The 18,549-nt window shown below is 73.2% G+C and carries 19 protein-coding genes; 15 read left to right on the forward strand and 4 right to left on the reverse strand.

Features of this window, described 5'->3' with window-relative positions; all coding sequences use genetic code 11:
* Positions 1-33 precede the first annotated feature (33 nt).
* The gene (locus ACGFX4_RS36365; RefSeq protein WP_393084193.1) at positions 34-915 is read left to right on the forward strand and encodes an NAD(P)H-binding protein; all 882 of its coding nucleotides are present in this window, start codon (positions 34-36) and stop codon (positions 913-915) included.
* A gap of 138 nt (positions 916-1,053) precedes the next feature.
* Complete coding sequence (locus ACGFX4_RS36370; protein ID WP_393084195.1) at positions 1,054-1,251, forward strand: hypothetical protein; 198 nt, start codon at positions 1,054-1,056, stop codon at positions 1,249-1,251.
* A 6-nt stretch (positions 1,252-1,257) separates the two neighbouring features.
* Here the strand turns inward: ACGFX4_RS36370 and ACGFX4_RS36375 are convergent, their stop codons facing one another.
* A complete protein-coding gene (locus ACGFX4_RS36375) occupies positions 1,258-2,094 on the reverse strand; it encodes a glycerophosphodiester phosphodiesterase (RefSeq protein WP_393084198.1) in 837 nt (278 codons plus the stop codon).
* Between the two features lie 196 nt (positions 2,095-2,290).
* On the opposite strand from ACGFX4_RS36375, the gene ACGFX4_RS36380 reads away from it, so the two are divergent.
* Entirely contained in the window at positions 2,291-3,190 is a 900-nt protein-coding gene (locus ACGFX4_RS36380) for a CAP domain-containing protein (protein ID WP_393084202.1), read from the forward strand.
* 191 nt (positions 3,191-3,381) lie between these two features.
* Here the strand turns inward: ACGFX4_RS36380 and ACGFX4_RS36385 are convergent, their stop codons facing one another.
* Together ACGFX4_RS36385 and ACGFX4_RS36390 are read right to left on the reverse strand one after the other, a co-directional pair.
* On the reverse strand, positions 3,382-4,203 hold the full coding sequence (locus tag ACGFX4_RS36385) for a class I SAM-dependent methyltransferase (protein WP_393084205.1): 822 nt from the start codon (positions 4,201-4,203) through the stop codon (positions 3,382-3,384).
* The gene (locus ACGFX4_RS36390) at positions 4,200-5,216 is read right to left on the reverse strand and encodes a tellurite resistance/C4-dicarboxylate transporter family protein (RefSeq protein WP_393084209.1); all 1,017 of its coding nucleotides are present in this window, start codon (positions 5,214-5,216) and stop codon (positions 4,200-4,202) included. Before ACGFX4_RS36390 ends, ACGFX4_RS36385 begins: the two co-directional genes overlap by 4 nt.
* Positions 5,217-5,335: 119 nt before the next feature.
* Here ACGFX4_RS36390 and ACGFX4_RS36395 point away from each other — a divergent pair, with 119 nt between their 5' ends.
* From ACGFX4_RS36395 to ACGFX4_RS36405, 3 genes are read left to right on the forward strand one after another with little or no spacing between them, the layout of a single operon-like run.
* The gene (locus ACGFX4_RS36395; protein WP_393084211.1) at positions 5,336-5,776 is read left to right on the forward strand and encodes a hypothetical protein; all 441 of its coding nucleotides are present in this window, start codon (positions 5,336-5,338) and stop codon (positions 5,774-5,776) included.
* Positions 5,777-5,815: 39 nt separating this feature from the next.
* Positions 5,816-6,448, forward strand: coding sequence for a GNAT family N-acetyltransferase (locus ACGFX4_RS36400; protein ID WP_393084213.1), 633 nt, complete (start codon positions 5,816-5,818; stop codon positions 6,446-6,448).
* Complete coding sequence (locus tag ACGFX4_RS36405) at positions 6,448-6,855, forward strand: DUF6193 family natural product biosynthesis protein (RefSeq protein ID WP_393084216.1); 408 nt, start codon at positions 6,448-6,450, stop codon at positions 6,853-6,855. Before ACGFX4_RS36400 ends, ACGFX4_RS36405 begins: the two co-directional genes overlap by 1 nt.
* A 17-nt stretch (positions 6,856-6,872) precedes the next feature.
* Here ACGFX4_RS36405 and ACGFX4_RS36410 read toward each other — a convergent pair whose 3' ends face one another.
* Positions 6,873-7,367 carry a MarR family winged helix-turn-helix transcriptional regulator gene (locus ACGFX4_RS36410; protein ID WP_393084219.1) on the reverse strand — a complete coding sequence of 165 codons (495 nt, stop codon included), beginning with the start codon at positions 7,365-7,367 and terminating at the stop codon, positions 6,873-6,875.
* 83 nt (positions 7,368-7,450) lie between these two features.
* Between ACGFX4_RS36410 and ACGFX4_RS36415 the strand changes: the two genes are divergently transcribed.
* From ACGFX4_RS36415 to ACGFX4_RS36455, 9 genes are all read left to right on the forward strand, one after another.
* Positions 7,451-7,951, forward strand: a complete 501-nt coding sequence (locus ACGFX4_RS36415; protein WP_393084222.1) for a cupin domain-containing protein — start codon at positions 7,451-7,453, stop codon at positions 7,949-7,951.
* Positions 7,952-8,110: 159 nt separating this feature from the next.
* Positions 8,111-8,713, forward strand: coding sequence for an SUKH-4 family immunity protein (locus ACGFX4_RS36420; RefSeq protein ID WP_393084225.1), 603 nt, complete (start codon positions 8,111-8,113; stop codon positions 8,711-8,713).
* 83 nt (positions 8,714-8,796) lie between these two features.
* Positions 8,797-9,819, forward strand: coding sequence for a LacI family DNA-binding transcriptional regulator (locus ACGFX4_RS36425; RefSeq protein ID WP_393084228.1), 1,023 nt, complete (start codon positions 8,797-8,799; stop codon positions 9,817-9,819).
* A 191-nt stretch (positions 9,820-10,010) separates the two neighbouring features.
* A complete protein-coding gene (locus ACGFX4_RS36430; protein WP_393084231.1) occupies positions 10,011-11,375 on the forward strand; it encodes an ABC transporter substrate-binding protein in 1,365 nt (454 codons plus the stop codon).
* Between the two features lie 117 nt (positions 11,376-11,492).
* On the forward strand, positions 11,493-12,452 hold the full coding sequence (locus ACGFX4_RS36435; RefSeq protein WP_393084234.1) for a carbohydrate ABC transporter permease: 960 nt from the start codon (positions 11,493-11,495) through the stop codon (positions 12,450-12,452).
* A 12-nt stretch (positions 12,453-12,464) separates the two neighbouring features.
* Positions 12,465-13,355 carry a carbohydrate ABC transporter permease gene (locus tag ACGFX4_RS36440; RefSeq protein ID WP_393084237.1) on the forward strand — a complete coding sequence of 297 codons (891 nt, stop codon included), beginning with the start codon at positions 12,465-12,467 and terminating at the stop codon, positions 13,353-13,355.
* A 185-nt stretch (positions 13,356-13,540) separates the two neighbouring features.
* Positions 13,541-16,108 carry a carbohydrate-binding protein gene (locus ACGFX4_RS36445; protein WP_393084240.1) on the forward strand — a complete coding sequence of 856 codons (2,568 nt, stop codon included), beginning with the start codon at positions 13,541-13,543 and terminating at the stop codon, positions 16,106-16,108.
* A gap of 140 nt (positions 16,109-16,248) precedes the next feature.
* The gene (locus ACGFX4_RS36450) at positions 16,249-17,898 is read left to right on the forward strand and encodes a glycoside hydrolase family 13 protein (protein WP_393084243.1); all 1,650 of its coding nucleotides are present in this window, start codon (positions 16,249-16,251) and stop codon (positions 17,896-17,898) included.
* Between the two features lie 70 nt (positions 17,899-17,968).
* Positions 17,969-18,406: a VOC family protein gene (locus tag ACGFX4_RS36455; RefSeq protein ID WP_393084245.1), complete on the forward strand. Its 438-nt coding sequence runs from the start codon at positions 17,969-17,971 to the stop codon at positions 18,404-18,406.
* Positions 18,407-18,549 lie beyond the last annotated feature (143 nt).

Consider the following 18,549-nt stretch of genomic DNA (forward strand, 5'->3'; position numbering starts at 1 on the left):
GTTTACTGGGGCGGGACCAGTGGAGGGCGCGTCGTGATCCTGGTTACCGGAGCCACCGGCTCCATCGGGCGTCACCTGGTACGCCGACTCGGCGACCGGAAGGCCGAGTTCCGAGCCCTGGTGCGGGACGCGGCCAAGGGGCAGGCCCTCGGCTGTGACTGGGTGGTGGGCGACTTCGACGACCCGGGTTCGCTCACCGCCGCGTTCGCGGGCGTGGACCGGCTCTTCCTCAACGGGCCCGGCGCCCAGGCGGTGGAGGGGGAACAGCCGATGGTCCGCCGGCTCTCCGCCGTGATCGACGCCGCGCGGGCGGCGGGCGTGGAGCGGGTGGTCAAGGTGTCCGTCTGGCACGCCAAGGCCGGGGGGAAGCTCGCCGAGGGCGCGCACTGGGAGCTCGACCGGCGCCTGGCGCGGTCAGGCCTGCCCTGGACCGTCCTCCAGCCGTCCGGCTTCCTGCAGAACCTGCTCGGCCCGGGCGCGTTCACCCCCGACGGGCGGCTGATCGGCCGCTACGGCGACGCCCCGGTCTCCCACATCGACTGCCGGGACATCGCCGACTGCGCCGAGGTCCTGCTCACCGGCCCGCCGCGCCCGGGGGAGACCTTCGTCCTGACCGGGCCGCAGGCCCTCACCGACGCCCGCCTCGCCGAGCGGATCTCCGCCGCGCTGGGCCGCCCGGTCGGACGGGTCGAACTCTCCCCCGACGACCTCGCCGCCTCCCTCGCCGGGCAGGGCGTGCCGGACGGCTTCGCCGACGACCTGGCCCACCTGCTGCGCGAGGTCGCCGCGGGCTCCCTGAACGAGGTCACCACCGCCGTCCCCGACCTGCTGGGCCGTCCCGCCCGCACCGTCGACGCGTTCCTCGCCGACAATCTGCCCGCGCTGCGCGCGGCGGCCTCGCCGCCGACCGCCTGAACCGTACTCACGGCGCGGGGCCGCCCGGTGCCGTGACGAGCGCGCCGTGCCCGGTCGCCGTGCGGGCCGGAGCTCGTCCTGGACGGGCTCCGGCCGCGGACGTAGTGTTCGGGGCTGCCGGACACACGGGGGAAGATCTTGAAGCGGTGGCAGCGCGGTGCGGTGATCGTCTGGGCGGTGCTGATGGCCGGCGGGTCGGCGGTGACGCTGCTCCTCGGGCAGGGGGAGGAGCCGTCGGCGGCGGTGCCGCGGAGCGTCCGCCCGTCGCCGACCCCGTCGTCCCCCTGCCAGGGTGCGAACGTGCTGTGCGCCGCGACCTTCGGGAGTGCCCGCTGACCGCGGCTACGCGCTCCCCCCGCAGGCGGTCGGCTGCTGGTCGCGCCAGGCGCGGGCGGCCCCGGGGTTGTCGGTGATGAGCGCGTCCACGCCGTTGGCCCGCAGGGTCTGCCAGGTGCCGCTGTCGTTGGCGATCCAGCCGTAGACGGCCCGGCCGGCGGCGTGTTCGGCCCTGGTGCGCTCGGGGGTCGCGAGGACGTGCTCGACGGCGATGGCGGTCAGCGGCAGTCCCTCCGGGTCGCGGGCGTACCAGGAGCCCTGGATCAGCGTCAGCGGGAGGTCGGGCGCGGCCGCGTGCGCGGTCCTGAGGTGCTCGGGGTAGAAGGACGTGATCTCGATGTCGGCGCCGCTGGCGGCGGCGAGCCGGCCGATGGTCGTGGCGTCCTCCGGGCGGCCGATCTCCTTGATCTCCAGCAGCAGGTGGACACCGGACGCGCGCACCCAGTCCAGCAGGTCGGTCAGGTGCGGGATCGGCTGGGGGTCGCCGGGCCCGACCGTGATCCGGAGGCGGTCCAGTTCGGCGACGGTGAGGTCGGCGACCCGTCCATTGGTGCCGGTGAGCCGTTCGAGCGTCGAATCGTGGAGGATCACCGGGACGCCGTCCTTGCTGACCAGGACGTCCGTCTCCAGCCAGTCCGCTCCGTCCCGGACGGCCGCCGCGAACGAGGCCATCGTGTTCTCCGGCGCGGTGGCGGGCGAGCCGCGGTGCCCGACCACGGTCGTCTGCGGGCAGGCGGGCGCCGCCAGTGCGGGCCCCGAACCGACCAGAGGCCACACCGCCGCAGTGAACAGCGCTGCGAGGGCGAGCGGCGACGCGAGAAACTCACCACGGATCCGTCCCATGGACCAGTGATAACCGGGCCGCGAGCCGTACGTATGCCAATAACGCGAGTCCGCCGAGCCGACCAACCGATTGGCGGACAGCACGCCCGCCCGGAAGTGCCCCGGCAGCTTCTGTGAACATTCGCGCGATTTTCGTTATCCTCCGCCCCGGTGGGGGTCTCCTGTTGCGTAGAGCAGTTGACCTGAGGAGTGCGGAATGGCGGAGTACGCGACCGAGGACCAGGCGGGCCGGGGCGCCGCGCCCGGACGCGGGACGGGCGGCGGATCGCACCGGCGGGCCGGCAACGGCCGGCACCGGGCGAGAACCCGGTCCGCCGCGAAGCCGCTGCTCACCGTGGTCGCGGTCGCGGCGACGGCAGCGAGCGCGGTGGTCGGGAGCAAGGTGCTGTTCACCTCCGGCCCGCAGGACGGCCGGACGGCCGCCGCCCCCGACCCCTCCCTCCCCAACGGCGACGTACCGCTCGCCTCCAGCCAGACCGCCCTGCCGCCGGTGGCCCCCTCCCCGCAGAACTCGGCGAGCCCGACCAGCCTGCCGAGCGGATCGGCCAGCACCCTCGCCGTCCAGCAGTCGAGCACCCCCACCGCCGCCCCGAGCACCCCGCGGACCACCGCTCCGTCCACCCCGCGGGCCACCCAGGCACCCACCGGCAAGCCCGGCACCGGCGCCGACCTCGACGCCGCGGCCAACCAGGTGCTCGCCCTGATCAACCAGGCCCGCGCCGCCCAGGGCGTCGCCCCGCTGCAGATGCTCGTCGGCCTGCAGACCAGCGCGGACGCGCACAACCACACCATGGCGGCCGGCTGCGGCCTGTCCCACCAGTGCCCCGGCGAGCCCGCCTTCGGCGACCGCGAACGCGCCGCCGGCGTCAAGTGGGGCACCGCGGGCGAGAACATCGGCGACGGCGGCCCGGTCGCCAACACCACCGACGCGATAGCCAAGATGGCCCTCGGCCTCACCAACAGCATGCTCGCCGAGCAGCCGCCGAACGACGGCCACCGCCGCAACATCCTCAACCCGGCGTTCCACCACGTCGGCATCGAGCTGCTGCGCGACGCCTCCGGCACGGTCTGGATGACCCAGGACTTCTCGGACTGAGACCGCGGGCGGCGCCGGGTGCGGGGCCGTTCCCGGCGCCGCCTCCCGGTGTCCCGTGACGGCCGCGCCCTCCGCACCTCGCCGGTGAGCGGCTGCCGGCAGTTCGCACAGATGAATCGGGCCGTCCGGCCATCAGACCGTCCCCGCCCACCGCCCCTGCCCGCCGGGGGCCGTCGCGGTGGGGGAGCCGCTCACCGCAGGCGCGCCGTCGCGAGGTGGACCTTGAAGCCGCAGGGGACGTGTCCGTCCGGCGTCGTCAGGTCCTGCACCTCGGCGAGGAACGCCTCGCGCAGCCGCCCCACGGTCGCGGGATCGAGCGGGCCGAGATCGTAGAGGCCGGCGACCGCGGCCCAGACCTGCGCCACCGGTCCGCCGAGGTCGATGGGAACGGTCTCCCAGGTCACCGCCGTGAAACCGGCCGGCCCGAGGACCTCGTCGAGCCCCTCGCGGCTGCGGGTCCTGCGGTCCCCCAGCGCCGGGATGCGCTGCGAGGCAGGCGCCTGCTCGATCGTGCGCCGCAACAGGGTGAGGAACCGTTCGAACGCCTCGCCGCCGACGGCCCCGCCTCCCACCACGCAGGCCAGGAGCCCGCCGGGAGCCAGCACCCGGGCCACCTCGGCCGCGACCTGCTCGATCTCGCCCATCAGCATCAGGGCCAGGTGGGAGACACAGGCGTCGAAGCTGTCGTCGCCGAAGGGGAGTTGCTGAGCCCGGCCCTCTTCCAACCGCGCTCCGGCGAGCGCCGGTCGACGTCGTGCCAGCGCCAGGGAGTGCGAGGAGAGGTCCACCCCCGCGAGGTGCCTCCCGCCCTCCCCGGCCAGCAGTTCGAGCAGGTGGCCGTCGCCGCAGCCGAGGTCCAGCACCCGCGTGCTCCCGGCGACCCGGTCGCGGAGGATCTCGTAGCTGGACCGGCCGTCCGGAGCCCGGCCGCCGCCGAACGCCTCGGTGGTCGCTGCCGGGTACTCGGCGTGGAACGCCTGCAGGAATGCCTCGTTCGGTGCGGTGGTCGTCACCCGCCCAACCTACGCCCCGTCGGCTGGCCGACGGACACCTTCTCGGGCGGGGCTTCGCGCCGGAGGACGGTGTCGGCGACGAGCAGGGCCGCGGTGAGCAGCCACGCGGCGACGGCGATCCAGAGCAGGACCTGGCCGACCGGGCGCAGCCAGGCGATGTGCGCGGCGGTGGAGGTGGAGAGGGTGGCGACCGCGGTCATGCCGAGCGGGAAGACGGTGGCCCAGCGGCGGATGTTGTAGTGCAGCCGGGGGTGGCGGATCTCCGCGGTGAACAGCACGAGGTACCAGGCGAGGTCGAGAGTCAGCAGGACGAGGGTGGTCGTGCGCAGGGCGGTGTGGGCGGCTCCGGTCCAGGACGGCCAGGCGGTGAGCTTGGTGGCGGCGAGGGCGCAGATGGCGAGGGCGCCGCCGGCGATCCAGTGGTCGCCCGGTCCGGTGGTGACCTGGCGGAGGTCGAAGCGGGTCAGCGCGGCGACGTACAGGCCGATCCCGAGGACGAACGCGACCAGGGCCGGCCAGATCAGCCAGGTGCCGTGGTGGGCGAGGGCGAGGGTGCCGGAGAGGACGGCGAGGCCCTCGGTGGCGACGCAGACCAGGAAGGCCGCGCCGGGCATGTGGTGGTGCCAGTGCCGGAGGACCGCGGCCAGCAGCCCGGGCCACGCCGCGGCGGCGATCACCAGCAGGGCGGCCGCGACGCCCTGCCAGCCGAACAGCGACAGCCGGGTGCCGAGGACGGCGGTGGCGGCGACGGCGGTCAGTGCGGGCGGGGTGTCGGCGTGGGCGGTCCACTGCTTGCGGTCGCGGAGGAAGGTGAGCGCGAACGCGGTGGCGAGCAGGATCCACACGGCGGCGGCGACCACGAGCAGGATCCCGGAGAGGACCGACCGTCCGACCAGGTGCAGGCCGACGGACACGATGCCGGTGGCCATCACGGTCGATCCGGCGGCGGGTGGCAGGCGGGCCCACCAGCCCGGGGGTGCGGGGGTGTCACCGGACGGTGCCGTAGCGATCATGTGCACCATCTCAGCGTCCGCCCGGCTCCCGCGCCCGCCGGTGTGCGTCCGTCCGGGCGACGGGTGCGTGACCGGGTGGGGGGACGGGCGGTTGGGTGTTGCGGTGAGAGGAGGCTGCTGTGCTGACCAGTCCGTCCGGGTGGGTGGCCGTGTTCCAGAACGAGCAGGAGAAGGATGCGAACCAGCCGGGCCGGAAGCAGCCGGTGGTGCGGTGGGACGACTCCGGTGACGCGCTGGTGGTGAACGAGCACATCGGAGTGCTGGAGCCCGCGCGGCACCGGTCGGACTTTCTGAAGCTGCTGGAGGTCGACAGCCCGGTCGTGGCGGCGCTTCCCGGCATGGGCTGGCGGGCCGTCATCCCCCGGGACGGCGGTGGGCCGGACGTCGTGGCGGACGTGCTGGGCTGGGTCGTCCGCGCCGACGGGTTCGCGACGCCGCTGGTCGTCGACGTCGAGCTGATGTCCGCCGACCGGGTCGACACCACGCACGGCGCCCGGCTCGTCCCGCCCGCTCCGCCGGAGCACCCGCATCCGGTGAACCCGGGCCCGCCGGTGCCGTAGCCTCGGCGTGAATCGACGGGCGTGACGCGGGGGTGGCTGATGTCGGAGACCGGACGGTCGTGGGCGGCGGGGTGGGCGGTGTCCCGGCGGGTGCCCGCGCCGGTGGAGGTGCCGTGGGGGCTGCGGATCGAGGTCGGGCAGCCGACACAGGTGGTCCGGCACATCGTGCTCGACACCGGGGAGGGCGTGGCCCGCGGGCTGGTCGGGTCGGTCACCGAGCCGACCACCTGCGTCAAGGCGTTCGTCCCGGAGGAGGAGATGGCGCCGTGGTTCCCGTCCGGGTGGGAGCCCCTCGACCCGTGCTTCCTGATGGCCGTCGACCTGCGGCCCTCGCGCGTGCACGCGCCGGACGGGTACACGGCCGCGGTGCAGACCGCGGACGGTGTCGCGTCGGTTCGCGTCCTGGGCCCCGACGGGGACCTCGCGGCGTGCGGCCAGGCCGGTCTGACCGACGCCGCGTGCGTCTTCGACCAGATCGTCACCGAGCCGGCCCACCGGCGGCGCGGCCTCGGGACGGTGGTGATGGGCGCGCTGACGGACGCCGCCGTCGAGCGCGGGGTGACCACGGGCATCCTGGGCGCGACCGTGGAGGGCCGGGCGCTCTACGCGACGCTGGGCTGGAAGGTCCTCGCGCCGCTGACCGGATTCGTCTACCGGCCGGTCGCGGCGTGATGGGCGGACCTGTCGAAGCGGCCTGGCGCGGGATCCTCGCCGCGGCCGACGAGCCCGCCCCGCCGGGGCGCTCGCCGCTGCTGGCGCCGTTCGCCGAGCTGGTGCGGGTGGCACACGCCGAGCCGCTGCTGCGGCAGCTCCACCCCTGGACCGGCATGTGGGAGCTGCACTTCAGCAGGTGTACGGAGATCCGCTACACCTGGGACATTCCCTACATCGGCACCCTCCGCGACGGCCGGTACTACGTCGAGGGGCCGAGCCGGACCAGTCCGCGGATCGCCGAGACCGGCAGCGCGCAGCTGGCCGTCGCGATGGTCGTCGAGCGCCTGCCGCGACCCTGCGGTCCGGCCTTCCTGGGCAACGCCGAGGAGCTGGCCGCCCACGAGGCCGGCCGAGGCCGCGGGTAGCGGCACCACGGCCGGGTTCAGGGGCGTTCGGGTTCGACCGCGGCGAGGAGCTTGCGCAGGATCGCGTCGAGGGCGGCGTGTTCGGCGTCGGTGAGCGGGGCGAGCAGTCGGGCCTCGTCGGCGGCGTGGTCGGTCATCGCGGCGTCGACCGTGGTCGTGCCCTCGTCGGTGAGGGCGACCAGGAAGCTGCGGCGGTCGGCGGGGTCGAGCCGCCGCTCGACCAGGCCGGCGGCCTCCAGGCGGTCGAGGCGGCTGGTCATGCCGGCCCGGGACATCATCAGCGACGCCGCCAGCACGGACGGGATCAGCTCGTAGGGCGGGCCGGACCGGCGCAGTGCGGCGAGGACATCGAACTCCCCGCGCTGCAGGCCGTGTTGCTTGAAGCCGTCGTCGACGACCCGCCCCGCGAGCATCGCGAACCGGCCGAACCGCCCGGCGGTGCCGACGGCGGCGAGGTCCAGTTCGGGGCGCTCGCGCTGCCACTGCTCCACGATCACGTCGACTTCGTCCATGCCGGAATGCTATTCGATGGGAGATAGTCAGACGCAGTACTGTCGCTCGTGGAATCGACGGTACGAGGGGACGGGGATCCACCATGTCGTTGATGGGGCACAAGGCCGTACTGGTGCGCAGCGAGGAGGCCGAGACCTTCGGCCTGGGCGGGAGCACCATGCGGCTGCTCGCCGACGCGAGCGCCACCGGCGGGGCGCTGAGCACCGTCCGGGTCACCCTGGCGCGCGGCGCGGACGGGGCGACGCCGCACTTCCACACGGGCTCGTCCGAGCTGTTCTACGTCACCGAGGGCGAACTGCAGGTGCTGGTCGGCGAGGACGTGGTCACCGCGCACGCCGGCGACCTGCTGGTGGTGCCGCCGCACCTCCCGCACGCCTTCGCGGCGCCGCGGTCCTCCGGGGCGGACCTGCTGATCGTGATCGCCCCGGGTGTCGAGCGCTTCGAGTACTTCCGCACCCTGGAGCGGCTGCGCCGCGGCGAGGCGACCGTGGAGGAGCTGCTGGCGAGCCAGGAGCGCTTCGACAACCACTTCCTGGAGGCCCCGACCTGGCGGCAGGCCCGCGAGGCGGAGTCGTCCGGCTGACGCCGCCCGCCGTCTCGGAGCCCGCGGCCCGGAATCGTGCGCACGCGTCCCTCTTCGAGGTGACGGAACGACGGGAGGTCCGTCGCACCGTGGACGCGGCCCGGTGTGGCACGGTTGCAGCCGCACGGGTACGCGGGTCTCGGCAGTGGGGGAGTGGGCATGGACGTGGTGGACGCGCCGGGTGGGGTTCCGGACGCCGGGTGGGTGGAGCGGGTGTTCGGCGCGGGCGGCGTGTGGCGGCCGACGGCGGAGCAGCTGCCGCCGGCGCTGACCCACGGGCCGACGAGGGCGTTCCTCACCGAGGTCGGGCTGCCGTGCGCGAAGGTCGGGCGGATCGGGCTGGACTCGCTCTTCCTGCGGGAGGAGGGGCTGTGGGCGCAGGACGTGGACGGGCTGTACGGGGCGTCGCGGCCGACCGGTGACGGCGCGGTCTCCGACAGCTGCTTCAAGGTGATGGAGCACACCGACGCGGTGTTCGTGCTGGACGCCGGCAGCGGTGCGGTCGACCTGTTCAGCCCCGACGGGTGGGACTGGGGCCGCGGCTACGGCGGCCGGTACGCGCCCTCGCTGCCGCTGTTCGTCCGCGTCCTCGGCCTGGCGGCGCAGACCGTCGCGCGGGTGGACGGGATCGGCCGGGACGAGGCGATCGAGGAGTTCGACGCCCGGCTGGACGGCCTGGGCCTGCTGGAGGCCCACCCGAACCTGTGGGCCCAGGTCTTCGAGTACATCGACGAGTACGTCGACGACTTCCCGGCGTACTGAGTCACGCACAGCCTGACGGCATCGCTTTCGTTGACTTTCATAGCTCAGTCGTTTTTTTGCGCGAAGCTCTGTACGCTTCGCGCATGACGAAGAAGCTTGACGAGGTGGCCCGGTTCGCCGGGGTGAGCACGGCGACGGTGAGCCGGGTGCTGCGCAACCGGCCGGGGGTGGCGCGGGAGACGCGGGAGTCGGTGCTGACGGCCCTGGACGTCATGGGGTTCGAGCGCCCCTCGGCGTTCCGCTCGGAGCGGGCGCCGCTGGTCGGGCTCGTGGTGCCTGACCTGCAGAATCCCGTCTTCCCCGGGTTCTGCGAGATGCTGGCCGGCTCGCTGAGCAAGCAGGGGCTGATGCCGGTGCTGTGCACCCGAACCTCGGACGGGGTGTCGGAGGCGAACTACATCGAGATGCTGCTGCGGCAGAACGTGGCCGGCATCGTGTTCGTGGGGGCCAGCTATGCGGACGCCGGGCCCGAGCAGGGCCGGGCGCTGCGCGAGCGCGAGGTGCCGGTGGTGCTGATCAACGCGGCGGACGGGCACCGCGGGGCGGCGCTGATCGCGGTGGACGACGCGGCCGCCGTCGAGCAGGCGCTGGCCCACCTGGAGGCGCTCGGCCACGAGCGGATCGGACTGCTCCTCGGCCCGGCGGGACACGTACCGTCCGTGCGCAAACTTGAGGCGTTCGCGAAGCACCTGCGCCGGCGCGGACGGGCGGGGGAGCTGGGCCGGCTGGTGGCGCACGCGATGTTCTCGATGGACGGCGGCGCGGCCGCGGTTCCGAAGCTGGTGGAGGCCGGGGCGACCGCCGTGGTGTGTGCGAGCGACGCGCTGGCACTGGGGGCGATCCGGCGGCTGCGCCGGGAGGGGCTGGTCGTTCCACGGGACGTCTCGGTGGTGGGGTTCGACGACTCTCCGTTCATGATCGCGACCGATCCGCCGCTCACCACGGTGCGCCAGCCGATCGTGGCGATGGCCGCCGCGGCGACGAAAGCGCTGGTGGAGCAGATAGAGGGTCGCGGAGTGCAGGCCGAGGAGGTGCTGTTCGAGCCGGAGCTGATTGTGCGCGGGTCGACGTGCACGGCACCCAGGGTGACCGCTACCCGGAGGTAGGTCACGAAACCATAGAGCAGCGTAAGGATGTTGCGTTACAGCGTTGACCTTTTGCGTTCACAATGTCAGTGTTCGGTTCATCGACGAGAGCCCGATGCAACCGAGCCGGGCCTCTTCATCCGTCACACCGCTTGCAGGAGATCCATGTCTGCGTGCAAGCGGTTGCAGGATCCACGGAAGGTCCGATCAGCATGGGCAGCAACAGAATCCGCCGTGTCTCCGCCGTGGCCCTGGCCGCGGCCGTCGCGCTCGTGGCCAGTGCCTGCGGCAGTGGCGGCAGCGGCGGGGGCGCGGGTGACACCGGGGGCGTGGTCACCATCTCCGTCAACGGCCTTCCCCCGGCCACCCAGACCGTGGACCGCAAGAACTTCGAGGACGACGTCAAGGCCTTCGAGGCCGGTCACCCGAACATCAGGATCGACGCGCACGAGGGCCTGATGGACCCGAAGACCTTCGCCGCGAAGCTCGCCGGCGGGCAGCTGGAGGACGTCTTCTACGTCTACTTCACCGACCCCGCCGGCCTCGTCCAGCGCCACCAGGCCGCCGACATCACGCCCTACCTGAAGGACGTCCCGGCGCTCGCGGACCTCAAGCCCGGCCTGCAGAGCGTCTTCCAGGGCAAGGACGGCAAGGTCTACGGCATCCCCACCGGCAACTACTCGATGGGCCTGCTCTACAACCGCGAGCTGTTCGCGAAGGCGGGCCTGGACCCGAACACGCCGCCGAAGACCTGGGACGAGGTCCGCACCGCCGCGCAGAGGATCACCGCGCTGGGCGACGGCATCACCGGCTACGCCGACTTCAGCAAGAACAACCAGGGCGGCTGGCACCTGACGTCCTGGATCTACTCGCTCGGCGGCGACGTCGCCACCCAGGACGACGCGGGCAAGTGGAAGGCCGCGTTCAACTCCGACGCCGGCCGCAAGGCCCTGCAGTACCTGCACGACATGCGGTGGACCGACACCAGCATGGGCAGCCGCCAGCTGCTGGAGATCCCCGACGTCCAGAAGATGATGGGCGCGGGCAAGCTCGGCATGTACCTCGCGGGCCCCGACAACATCCCCACCATCGTCAAGCAGTTCGAGCGCAAGTACGACGAGTACGGCCTGGCCGCGATGCCCGGCACCGCGACCCTCGGCGGCGGCGACGGCTTCATGTTCAACCCCAAGGACACCCCGGCCAAGATCAAGGCCGGCCTCGCCTGGATCCAGTGGAAGTACCTCAACCCGGAGCGCCAGGAAGAGATCGACAAGAAGTCCGCCGGCTCCGACATCCCGATCGGCCTGCCCCAGCCGGACCTGTTCGACGGGAAGAGCGGCGAGACCGTCAAGGCGGCCCACGCCAAGTACGCGAACGTGCCGCAGCAGAACTACAAGCCGTTCGTCGACCGCTCCGCCGAGGTGAAGGTCAAGGTCGAGCCGCCGAACGCGCAGCAGATCTACACCGTGCTGGACGGCGTCATGCAGGCGGTGCTGACCAAGCAGGACGCCGACCTGGACGGCCTGCTGGCGGACGCGCAGAAGAAGGTCGACGCGATCCTCGCCACCGCGCAGTGAGCCCGGGGCGCGGTCGGCCCACCCCTCCCGCCGCCGACCGCGCCCCGCCCGTCCGCCCGTCCGCCCGTCCGTTCAGTCCGGTCCCGTCCGGCCCGCCCGAGCCGAAAGCCACCCGCCATGAAGGCCGAAACCGCCGTCGCCCCGCGCCGGCCCGCGACACGGGCGCCCGCCGCCCACCCCGCAGAGTCCCCCTCCCCGCGCCGGGCGGGACTGCGGCGCCGCGTCGCCGACAACCTCGTCGCCCACCTGTTCCTCGGCGCCGGCGTCCTCGCCTTCGCGCTGTTCTCCTGGTACCCGATCGTCCGCGGGTTCCTGCTGAGCTTCCAGCAGGTCGACTTCGCCCGGCCGGCGACCTGGGTCGGCCTCGACAACTTCCGGCGACTCTTCGACGACCCGCTGTTCCTCACCGCCTGGCGCAACACGCTCTGGTTCACCGTGCTGGCCCTGGTGTTCGGCTTCGCCGCGCCGTTCGTCACCGCGGTCGTCCTCAACGAGCTGCGCCACGGCCGGGCGTACCTGCGGATGACGGTCTACCTGCCGGTGATGCTGCCGCCGATCGTCACCGTGCTGCTGTGGCGCTGGTTCTACGACCCGGGCCCGGGCCTGTTCAACCAGGCCCTGGCGGTGCTGCACCTGCCGGCGCAGCAGTGGCTGGAGTCGGAGAACCTGTCGATGCTGTCGCTGGTCCTGGTCTCCACCTGGGCCAACATGGGCACCACCACGCTGATCTACCTCGCCGCGCTGCAGGGCGTGCCCGGCGAACTGTACGAGGCCGCGCAGCTGGACGGCGCCTCGATCCGGCAGCGGCTGTGGCACGTGACGATCCCGCAGATGCGCTTCATCCTGCTGATCACCCTGCTGCTGCAGGTGATCGGGACCATGCAGGTGTTCATCGAGCCGTTCGTGCTCACCGGCGGCGGGCCGAACGACGCCACCGTCACCGTCCTGCTGCTGCTGTACCGGTACGCCTTCGTCTACAACGACTTCGGCCTGGCCAGCGCGATGAGCACCGTCCTGTTCGTCGTCCTCGGCGCGTTCGCCGGCCTGTACCTGCGCCTGACCCGCTCCAAGGGCTGAGAGGAACCCGCCATGGCCACCGCCGAATCCCCGGTCCGTACCCTCGTCGCCCCCGCCGAGATCGACCGTCCGCTCGGGCGCGTGCTGTACCGGACCGTGCTGGGCACCGTCCTGGTCACCTTCACCGCCGCGTTCGTCCTCCCGCTGTACTGGATGATCACCGGCGCGCTGAAGTCCTCGGCCGAACTCGCCGAGCCCGACCCGACGCTGATCCCGCAGAGCTTCCACCCCGAGAGCTACGGCCTGGCGTGGAGCAGCACCGGGCTCGGACGCTACTTCCTCAACACCCTGCTGCTGGCGGCCGGCGCCCTGCTGTTCCAGCTGGTGGTCGACGTCTGCGCGGCGTACGCGCTGTCGAAGCTGCGGCCGGTGCTGGGCAACGTCGTGCTGGCGATGATGCTGGCCACCCTGATGCTGCCGGTCTCCGCGCTGCTGGTGCCCACCTACCTGACCGTGGTGGACATCCCGCTGATCCACGTGAACCTGATCAACACGCCGTTCGCGATCTGGCTGCCGGCCTGCGCCAACGCCTTCAACATCTTCGTCCTGAAGCGGTTCTTCGACCAGATCCCGGAGGAGCTGGTGGACGCCGCCCGGATCGACGGCGCGGGCCCGCTGCGGATCCTGGTCCACATCGTGCTGCCGCTGGCCCGGCCCGTCCTCGCCGTGGTGTCCATCTTCGCGGTGGTCGGCGTGTGGAAGGACTTCCTCTGGCCGATGCTGACGCTGCCCGACCCCAAGGGGCAGCCGATCACCGTCGCCCTCAACACCCTCGCCAACGACATGCCCGCCAACCAGCTGCTGGCCGGCATGGCGATGGCCAGCATCCCGCTGCTGGTGATCTTCCTGGTGTTCCAGCGGCACATCATGGCCGGCCTGACCGCCGGCAGCCTCAAGGGCTGACCCCCACGGCCTCGTCGAGGCCGGCCCCCGCGGGCCGCCGCCCCCGGTGACGTACCCCCGGGGGCGGGCCCGCCCCTCGGACCCGGCGCCGGCCGGCCGCAGCCGTGACAGGCCGCCGGCGCCGCACCACCCCCACCCACCCCCACACCGGAGCCGCCGTGCCCCGGTCACCTTCGGGAGCCCACGTGTACCCAGCACCCGGCACGTCCCGCACCATCAAGGCCACCGCCCTGGCCGCCGCCGCGTCGATCGTCGCGGGTCTCGCCCTGTGGTCGCTCGCCCCCGGCGCGCAGGCCGCCTCCGTCGTCCTGGAGGCCGAGTCCGCCGCCAACTCCGGCGGAGCCGTGGTCGCCACCGACCACACCGGGTACACCGGGACCGGCTTCGTCGGCGGCTTCACCGACGGCAACAAGGGCGCGGCGACCACCGCCTTCACCGTGCAGGCCCCCGCGGCCGGTGCCGCCGCCGTGGCCGTCCGGTACGCCAACGGCACCGGCTCCGCGCAGACCCTGAGCCTGCTGGTCAACGGCACCAAGGTCCGGCAGATCACGCTCCCCGCCACCGCGAACTGGGACACCTGGGCGAGCAGCGAGCAGACCGTCACCCTCGCCGCCGGGGCGAACACCGTCGCCCTCGCCTTCACCGCCGCAGACAGCGGCAACGTCAACCTCGACAACCTGACCGCCACCACCGGCACCACCGCGCCGGGCGCCGCCCTGCAGGCCGAGTCCGCCGCGCTCTCCGGCGGTGCCGTGGTCGCCACCGACCACACCGGGTACACCGGGACCGGCTTCGTCGGCGGCTACACCGACGGCAACAAGGGCAACGCCACCACCACCTTCGCCGTCACCTCCGGCCAGGCCGGCGCCGGCAGCGTCGCGATCCGGTACGCCAACGGCACCGGCTCCGCCAAGACCCTCACCCTGCTGGTCAACGGCGCCTCCGCCGGCCAGGTGACCCTGCCGGCCACCGCCGGCTGGGACAGCTGGGCCACCGTCGAGCAGCCCGTCGCCCTCGCCGCGGGCGCCAACACCGTCGCGCTGAAGTTCACCGCCGCCGACAGCGGCAACGTCAACCTCGACAGCCTCACCCCCACCACCCCGAGCGGCAGCAGCAGCCCCAGCCCCAGCCCGTCGCCGACCGCAACGACGACGCCCGACCCGGTCGGCGTGGGCGCCACCCTCCCCTTCACCACCTACGAGGCCGAGGCCGGCACCACCAACGGCACCGTCCTCACGCCCGACCGCACCTACCTCACCCTCGCCTCCGAGGCCTCCGGCCGCAGCGCCGTCACGCTGTCGCAGACCGGGCAGTACGTCGAGATCCGGCTCACCAAGGCCGCCAACGCCGTCAACCTGCGCTACTCCCTCCCGGACAGCGCCGACGGCAAGGGCGCCGACGCCACCCTCAGCGCCTACGCCAACGGCCAGGCCCTGCCCGACCTGCAGCTGACCTCCCGGTACGCCTGGGTCTACGGCGCCTACCCCTACACCAACAACCCGGGCGAGGGGCAGGCCCACCGCTTCTTCGACGAGACCCGCGCCACCTTCGGGCAGACCCTGCCGGCCGGCACCGTGCTGCGCCTCCAGAAGGACGCCGGGGACACCGCCGCCTCCTACACCCTCGACCTGGTCGAGGCGGAGGAGACCGGCGCCGCCGAGACCCTGCCCAGCGGCTACCTGTCCGCCCAGGCCCTCGGCGTCACCCCGGGCGGCCAGGACGTCACCGCCGCCCTGAACAGCGCGCTCACCACGGCCAAGAACCAGGGCAAGGGCCTGTTCCTCCCGGCCGGCACGTACACCGTCTCCGACCACGTCAACCTCAACGGCGTGAAGCTGCGCGGCGCGGGCGTCTGGTACACCGTGCTGCGCGGCACCGGCCTCAAGGGCGGGCTGTACGGCCAGGGCGGCACCAGCACCGTCGAGAACCTGATGATCGACGGCCAGAACACCGTCCGCGACGACGCCGGCGGCCAGGCCGGCATCGAGGGCGACTTCGGCACCGGATCCGTGATCAGGAACGTCTGGATCCAGCACACCAAGGTCGGCCTGTGGATCAACGCCCCGACCACCGGCCTCCAGGCGAGCAGCCTGCGCATCCGCAACACCTACGCCGACGGGGTCAACCTGCACGGCGCGGTACGCGGCGCCGTGGTCTCCCACAGCAGCATCCGCGGCACTGGCGACGACGCGCTCGCCATGTGGTCGGACGGCGCGGCGGTGACCGACAGCGCGTTCCGCAACAACACCGTGCAGCTCCCCACCCTCGCCAACGGTGCCGCCGTCTACGGCGGCAGCGGCAACAGCGTCGAGAACAACCTGATCTCCGACACCGTCACCGCCGCGGCCGGCATCGCCGTCTCCACCCGCTTCGGCCAGCCGTTCAGCGGCACCACCACCGTCTCCGGCAACGTCCTGCGCCGCACCGGCAGCATGGAGGTCAACTGGAACGCCAAGCTCGGCGCCCTGTGGGTGTACGCCGACCAGAGCGACATCACCCAGCCCGTCGTCCTGCGGAACAACACCGTCGAGGACTCCACCTACAGCGGGCTCCTGATCTCCTGGCAGAAGCAGATCGCCGACCTGCGCGTCGACGGACTGGCCATCACCAAGGCCGGCAACAACGGCATCGAGGGCAACGCCACCGGCAGGGGCACCTTCTCGAACACCGTGGTCGCCCAGACCGCGGGCGCCCCGCTGAACATGACCGGCGGCTTCACCATCGAGCGCGGCACCGGCAACAGCGGCTGGTAGCCCCGCCGAGCCCCGCCCCGCCGCGCCCCGCATCCCGCGCCCCGCATCCCGCGCCCCGCGGCACCCGCACCCCTGTACCCCGTCCCCCGGTCCGCACCAGGACCGGGGCCCGGGCCCGTCCACGAACAGGAAGACACCCCGTGACCCAGCCCAACCACCGCCCCACGCCGGCCTGGTGGCGCACTGCCTCCATCTACCAGGTCTACGTGCGCAGCTTCGCCGACGGCAACGGCGACGGCGTCGGTGACCTCGCGGGCGTGCGCAGCCGCCTGCCGTACCTGCGCGACCTCGGCGTGGACGCCCTCTGGTTCAACCCCTGGTACCTGTCGCCGATGGCCGACGGCGGCTACGACGTCGCCGACTACCGCGACATCGACCCGCTGTTCGGCACCCTCGCCGAGGCCCAGGACCTGATCGTCGAGGCCCACGACCACGGCCTGCGGGTCATCGTCGACCTGGTGCCCAACCACTGCTCCGACCGGCACCCCTGGTTCCAGGAGGCCCTCGCCGCCGGGCCCGGATCCGCCGAACGGGAACGCTTCTGGTTCGCGCCCGGCCGCGGCACCGACGGCGAACTGCCGCCCAACGACTGGCAGTCGTACTTCGGCGGCAACGCCTGGACCCGCACCACCGACCCGGACGGCACCCCGGGCGACTGGTACCTGCACCTGTTCGCCCCCGAGCAGCCCGACCTCAACTGGGAACACCCGGAGGTCCGTAGCGAGTTCGAGTCCGTCCTGCGGTTCTGGCTCGACCGCGGCGTCGACGGCTTCCGCATCGACGTCGCCCACGGCCTCGCCAAGAAGCCCGGCCTGCCCGACGCCGGACCCGACCCCGACGTCACCGACCTGCCCTACCAGGACGTCGACGCCGTCCACGACATCTACCGCTCCTGGCGGAAGATCACCGACAGCTACCCGGGCGACCGGGTCTTCGTCGGTGAGGTCTGGCTCCCCACCCCCCAGCAGTTCGCCCGCTACCTGCGCCCGGACGAACTGCACTCCGCGTTCAACTTCGAATTCCTGTGCTGCGCCTGGGAGCAGGAGGCGGTCCGGGCGGTCGTCGACCACACCCTCGCCGCCCACGCCGAGGTCGGCGCCCCGCCCACCTGGGTGCTCTCCAACCACGACACCATCCGCCACGTCACCCGCTACGGCCGCGAGGACACCTCCTTCGACATGGGCGACAAGCGGCTCGGCGCCCCCACCGACCGGGCCCTCGGGCTGCGCCGCGCCCGCGCCGCCGCCCTGCTCACCATGGCGCTGCCCGGCGGCGTGTACGTCTACCAGGGCGACGAACTCGCCCTCGGCGAGGTCGAGGACATCCCCGACCACCTGCTCCAGGACCCGACGTTCGTCCGCTCCGGCGGCACCGACCGCGGCCGCGACGGCTGCCGCGTCCCGCTGCCCTGGACCCCCGACGGCGGCTCGCTCGGCTTCTCCCCGGACGGCTCCGCCGACCCGTGGCTCCCGCAGCCCGCCGACTGGTCCGCCCTGAGCGCCGCCGCCCAGGCCGCCGACCCGCACTCGCCGCTCAACCTCTACCGCGCCGCCCTGCGCCTGCGCCGCACCCGCCTGGTGGACCTGCCCGAGGCCCTCGGCTGGCTGCCCTCCGACCCGGGCGTCCTCGCCTTCACCCGCGACGGCTCCTTCGCCTGCCTGGTGAACTTCACCGACCGCCCCACCGCCCTCCCGCCGGGCGCCACCCTCCTGCTCGCCAGCGCCGACCTCGACGCCGGCCTGCTGCCGCCCGACGCCTGCGCCTGGCTGCTGCTGCCCTCGGCCGGCTGAGGGCGCGGACGGCCGGCCAGGGGTGCAGGATGGCGGGGACGCAGCCGACGTGCCCGAGGAGGCCCCCAGCATGGCGATCCAGCGGATGGACAATGTCCTCATCGTGGTCGAGGACCTCGACGCGGTCATCGCGTTCCTCGTCGAGCTCGGGATGGAGCTGGAGGGGAAGGGACCGCTGGACTGGCCCGGTGCGGAGCGGGTGATCGGGCTGGAGGACGTCCGGCAGGACATCGCGATGCTGCGGGTGCCGAACGGGCACGGCCGGGTCGAGCTGGCGCGGTTCCACCGGCCGGCGGCGATCGCCCCCGAGCCGCGGGAGGCACCGGCGAACACCCTGGGCCTGCGGCGGATCATGTTCGCCGTCGACGACATCGAGGACGTGACCGCGAGGCTGCTGGCGATCGGCGGTGAACTGGTCGGCGAGATCGTGCAGTACGAGAACATCTACCGGCTCTGCTACGTCCGCGGCCCCGAGGGCATCGTGATCGGACTGGCCGAGCAGCTCTGAGCGGCGCCGGTGGGGTGGGGGGGCCCCCGGCCCCCCCCCCCCCCGGGGGGCGCCGGGGCGCCCCCCCCCCCCCCCTATGGGGGCGCGGCCCGTGGCGTCCCACACCAGCAGGCCGGGGGCGGTGGCGGGGGCGGCGCGCGGGG

It is taken from the genome of Kitasatospora sp. NPDC048365 (genome assembly GCF_043200835.1).
GTDB lineage: Bacteria > Actinomycetota > Actinomycetes > Streptomycetales > Streptomycetaceae > Kitasatospora > Kitasatospora terrestris.

Coding starts and splice junctions, on each gene's coding strand:
- ACGFX4_RS36375 (WP_393084198.1), bottom strand. CDS start 2,094: ATGGGACGGATCCGTGGTGAGTTTCTCGCGTCGCCGCTCGCCCTCGCA.
- ACGFX4_RS36380 (WP_393084202.1), top strand. CDS start 2,291: ATGGCGGAGTACGCGACCGAGGACCAGGCGGGCCGGGGCGCCGCGCCC.
- ACGFX4_RS36390 (WP_393084209.1), bottom strand. CDS start 5,216: ATGATCGCTACGGCACCGTCCGGTGACACCCCCGCACCCCCGGGCTGG.
- ACGFX4_RS36400 (WP_393084213.1), top strand. CDS start 5,816: ATGTCGGAGACCGGACGGTCGTGGGCGGCGGGGTGGGCGGTGTCCCGG.
- ACGFX4_RS36405 (WP_393084216.1), top strand. CDS start 6,448: ATGGGCGGACCTGTCGAAGCGGCCTGGCGCGGGATCCTCGCCGCGGCC.
- ACGFX4_RS36410 (WP_393084219.1), bottom strand. CDS start 7,367: ATGGACGAAGTCGACGTGATCGTGGAGCAGTGGCAGCGCGAGCGCCCC.
- ACGFX4_RS36415 (WP_393084222.1), top strand. CDS start 7,451: ATGTCGTTGATGGGGCACAAGGCCGTACTGGTGCGCAGCGAGGAGGCC.
- ACGFX4_RS36420 (WP_393084225.1), top strand. CDS start 8,111: ATGGACGTGGTGGACGCGCCGGGTGGGGTTCCGGACGCCGGGTGGGTG.
- ACGFX4_RS36425 (WP_393084228.1), top strand. CDS start 8,797: ATGACGAAGAAGCTTGACGAGGTGGCCCGGTTCGCCGGGGTGAGCACG.
- ACGFX4_RS36430 (WP_393084231.1), top strand. CDS start 10,011: ATGGGCAGCAACAGAATCCGCCGTGTCTCCGCCGTGGCCCTGGCCGCG.
- ACGFX4_RS36435 (WP_393084234.1), top strand. CDS start 11,493: ATGAAGGCCGAAACCGCCGTCGCCCCGCGCCGGCCCGCGACACGGGCG.
- ACGFX4_RS36440 (WP_393084237.1), top strand. CDS start 12,465: ATGGCCACCGCCGAATCCCCGGTCCGTACCCTCGTCGCCCCCGCCGAG.
- ACGFX4_RS36455 (WP_393084245.1), top strand. CDS start 17,969: ATGGCGATCCAGCGGATGGACAATGTCCTCATCGTGGTCGAGGACCTC.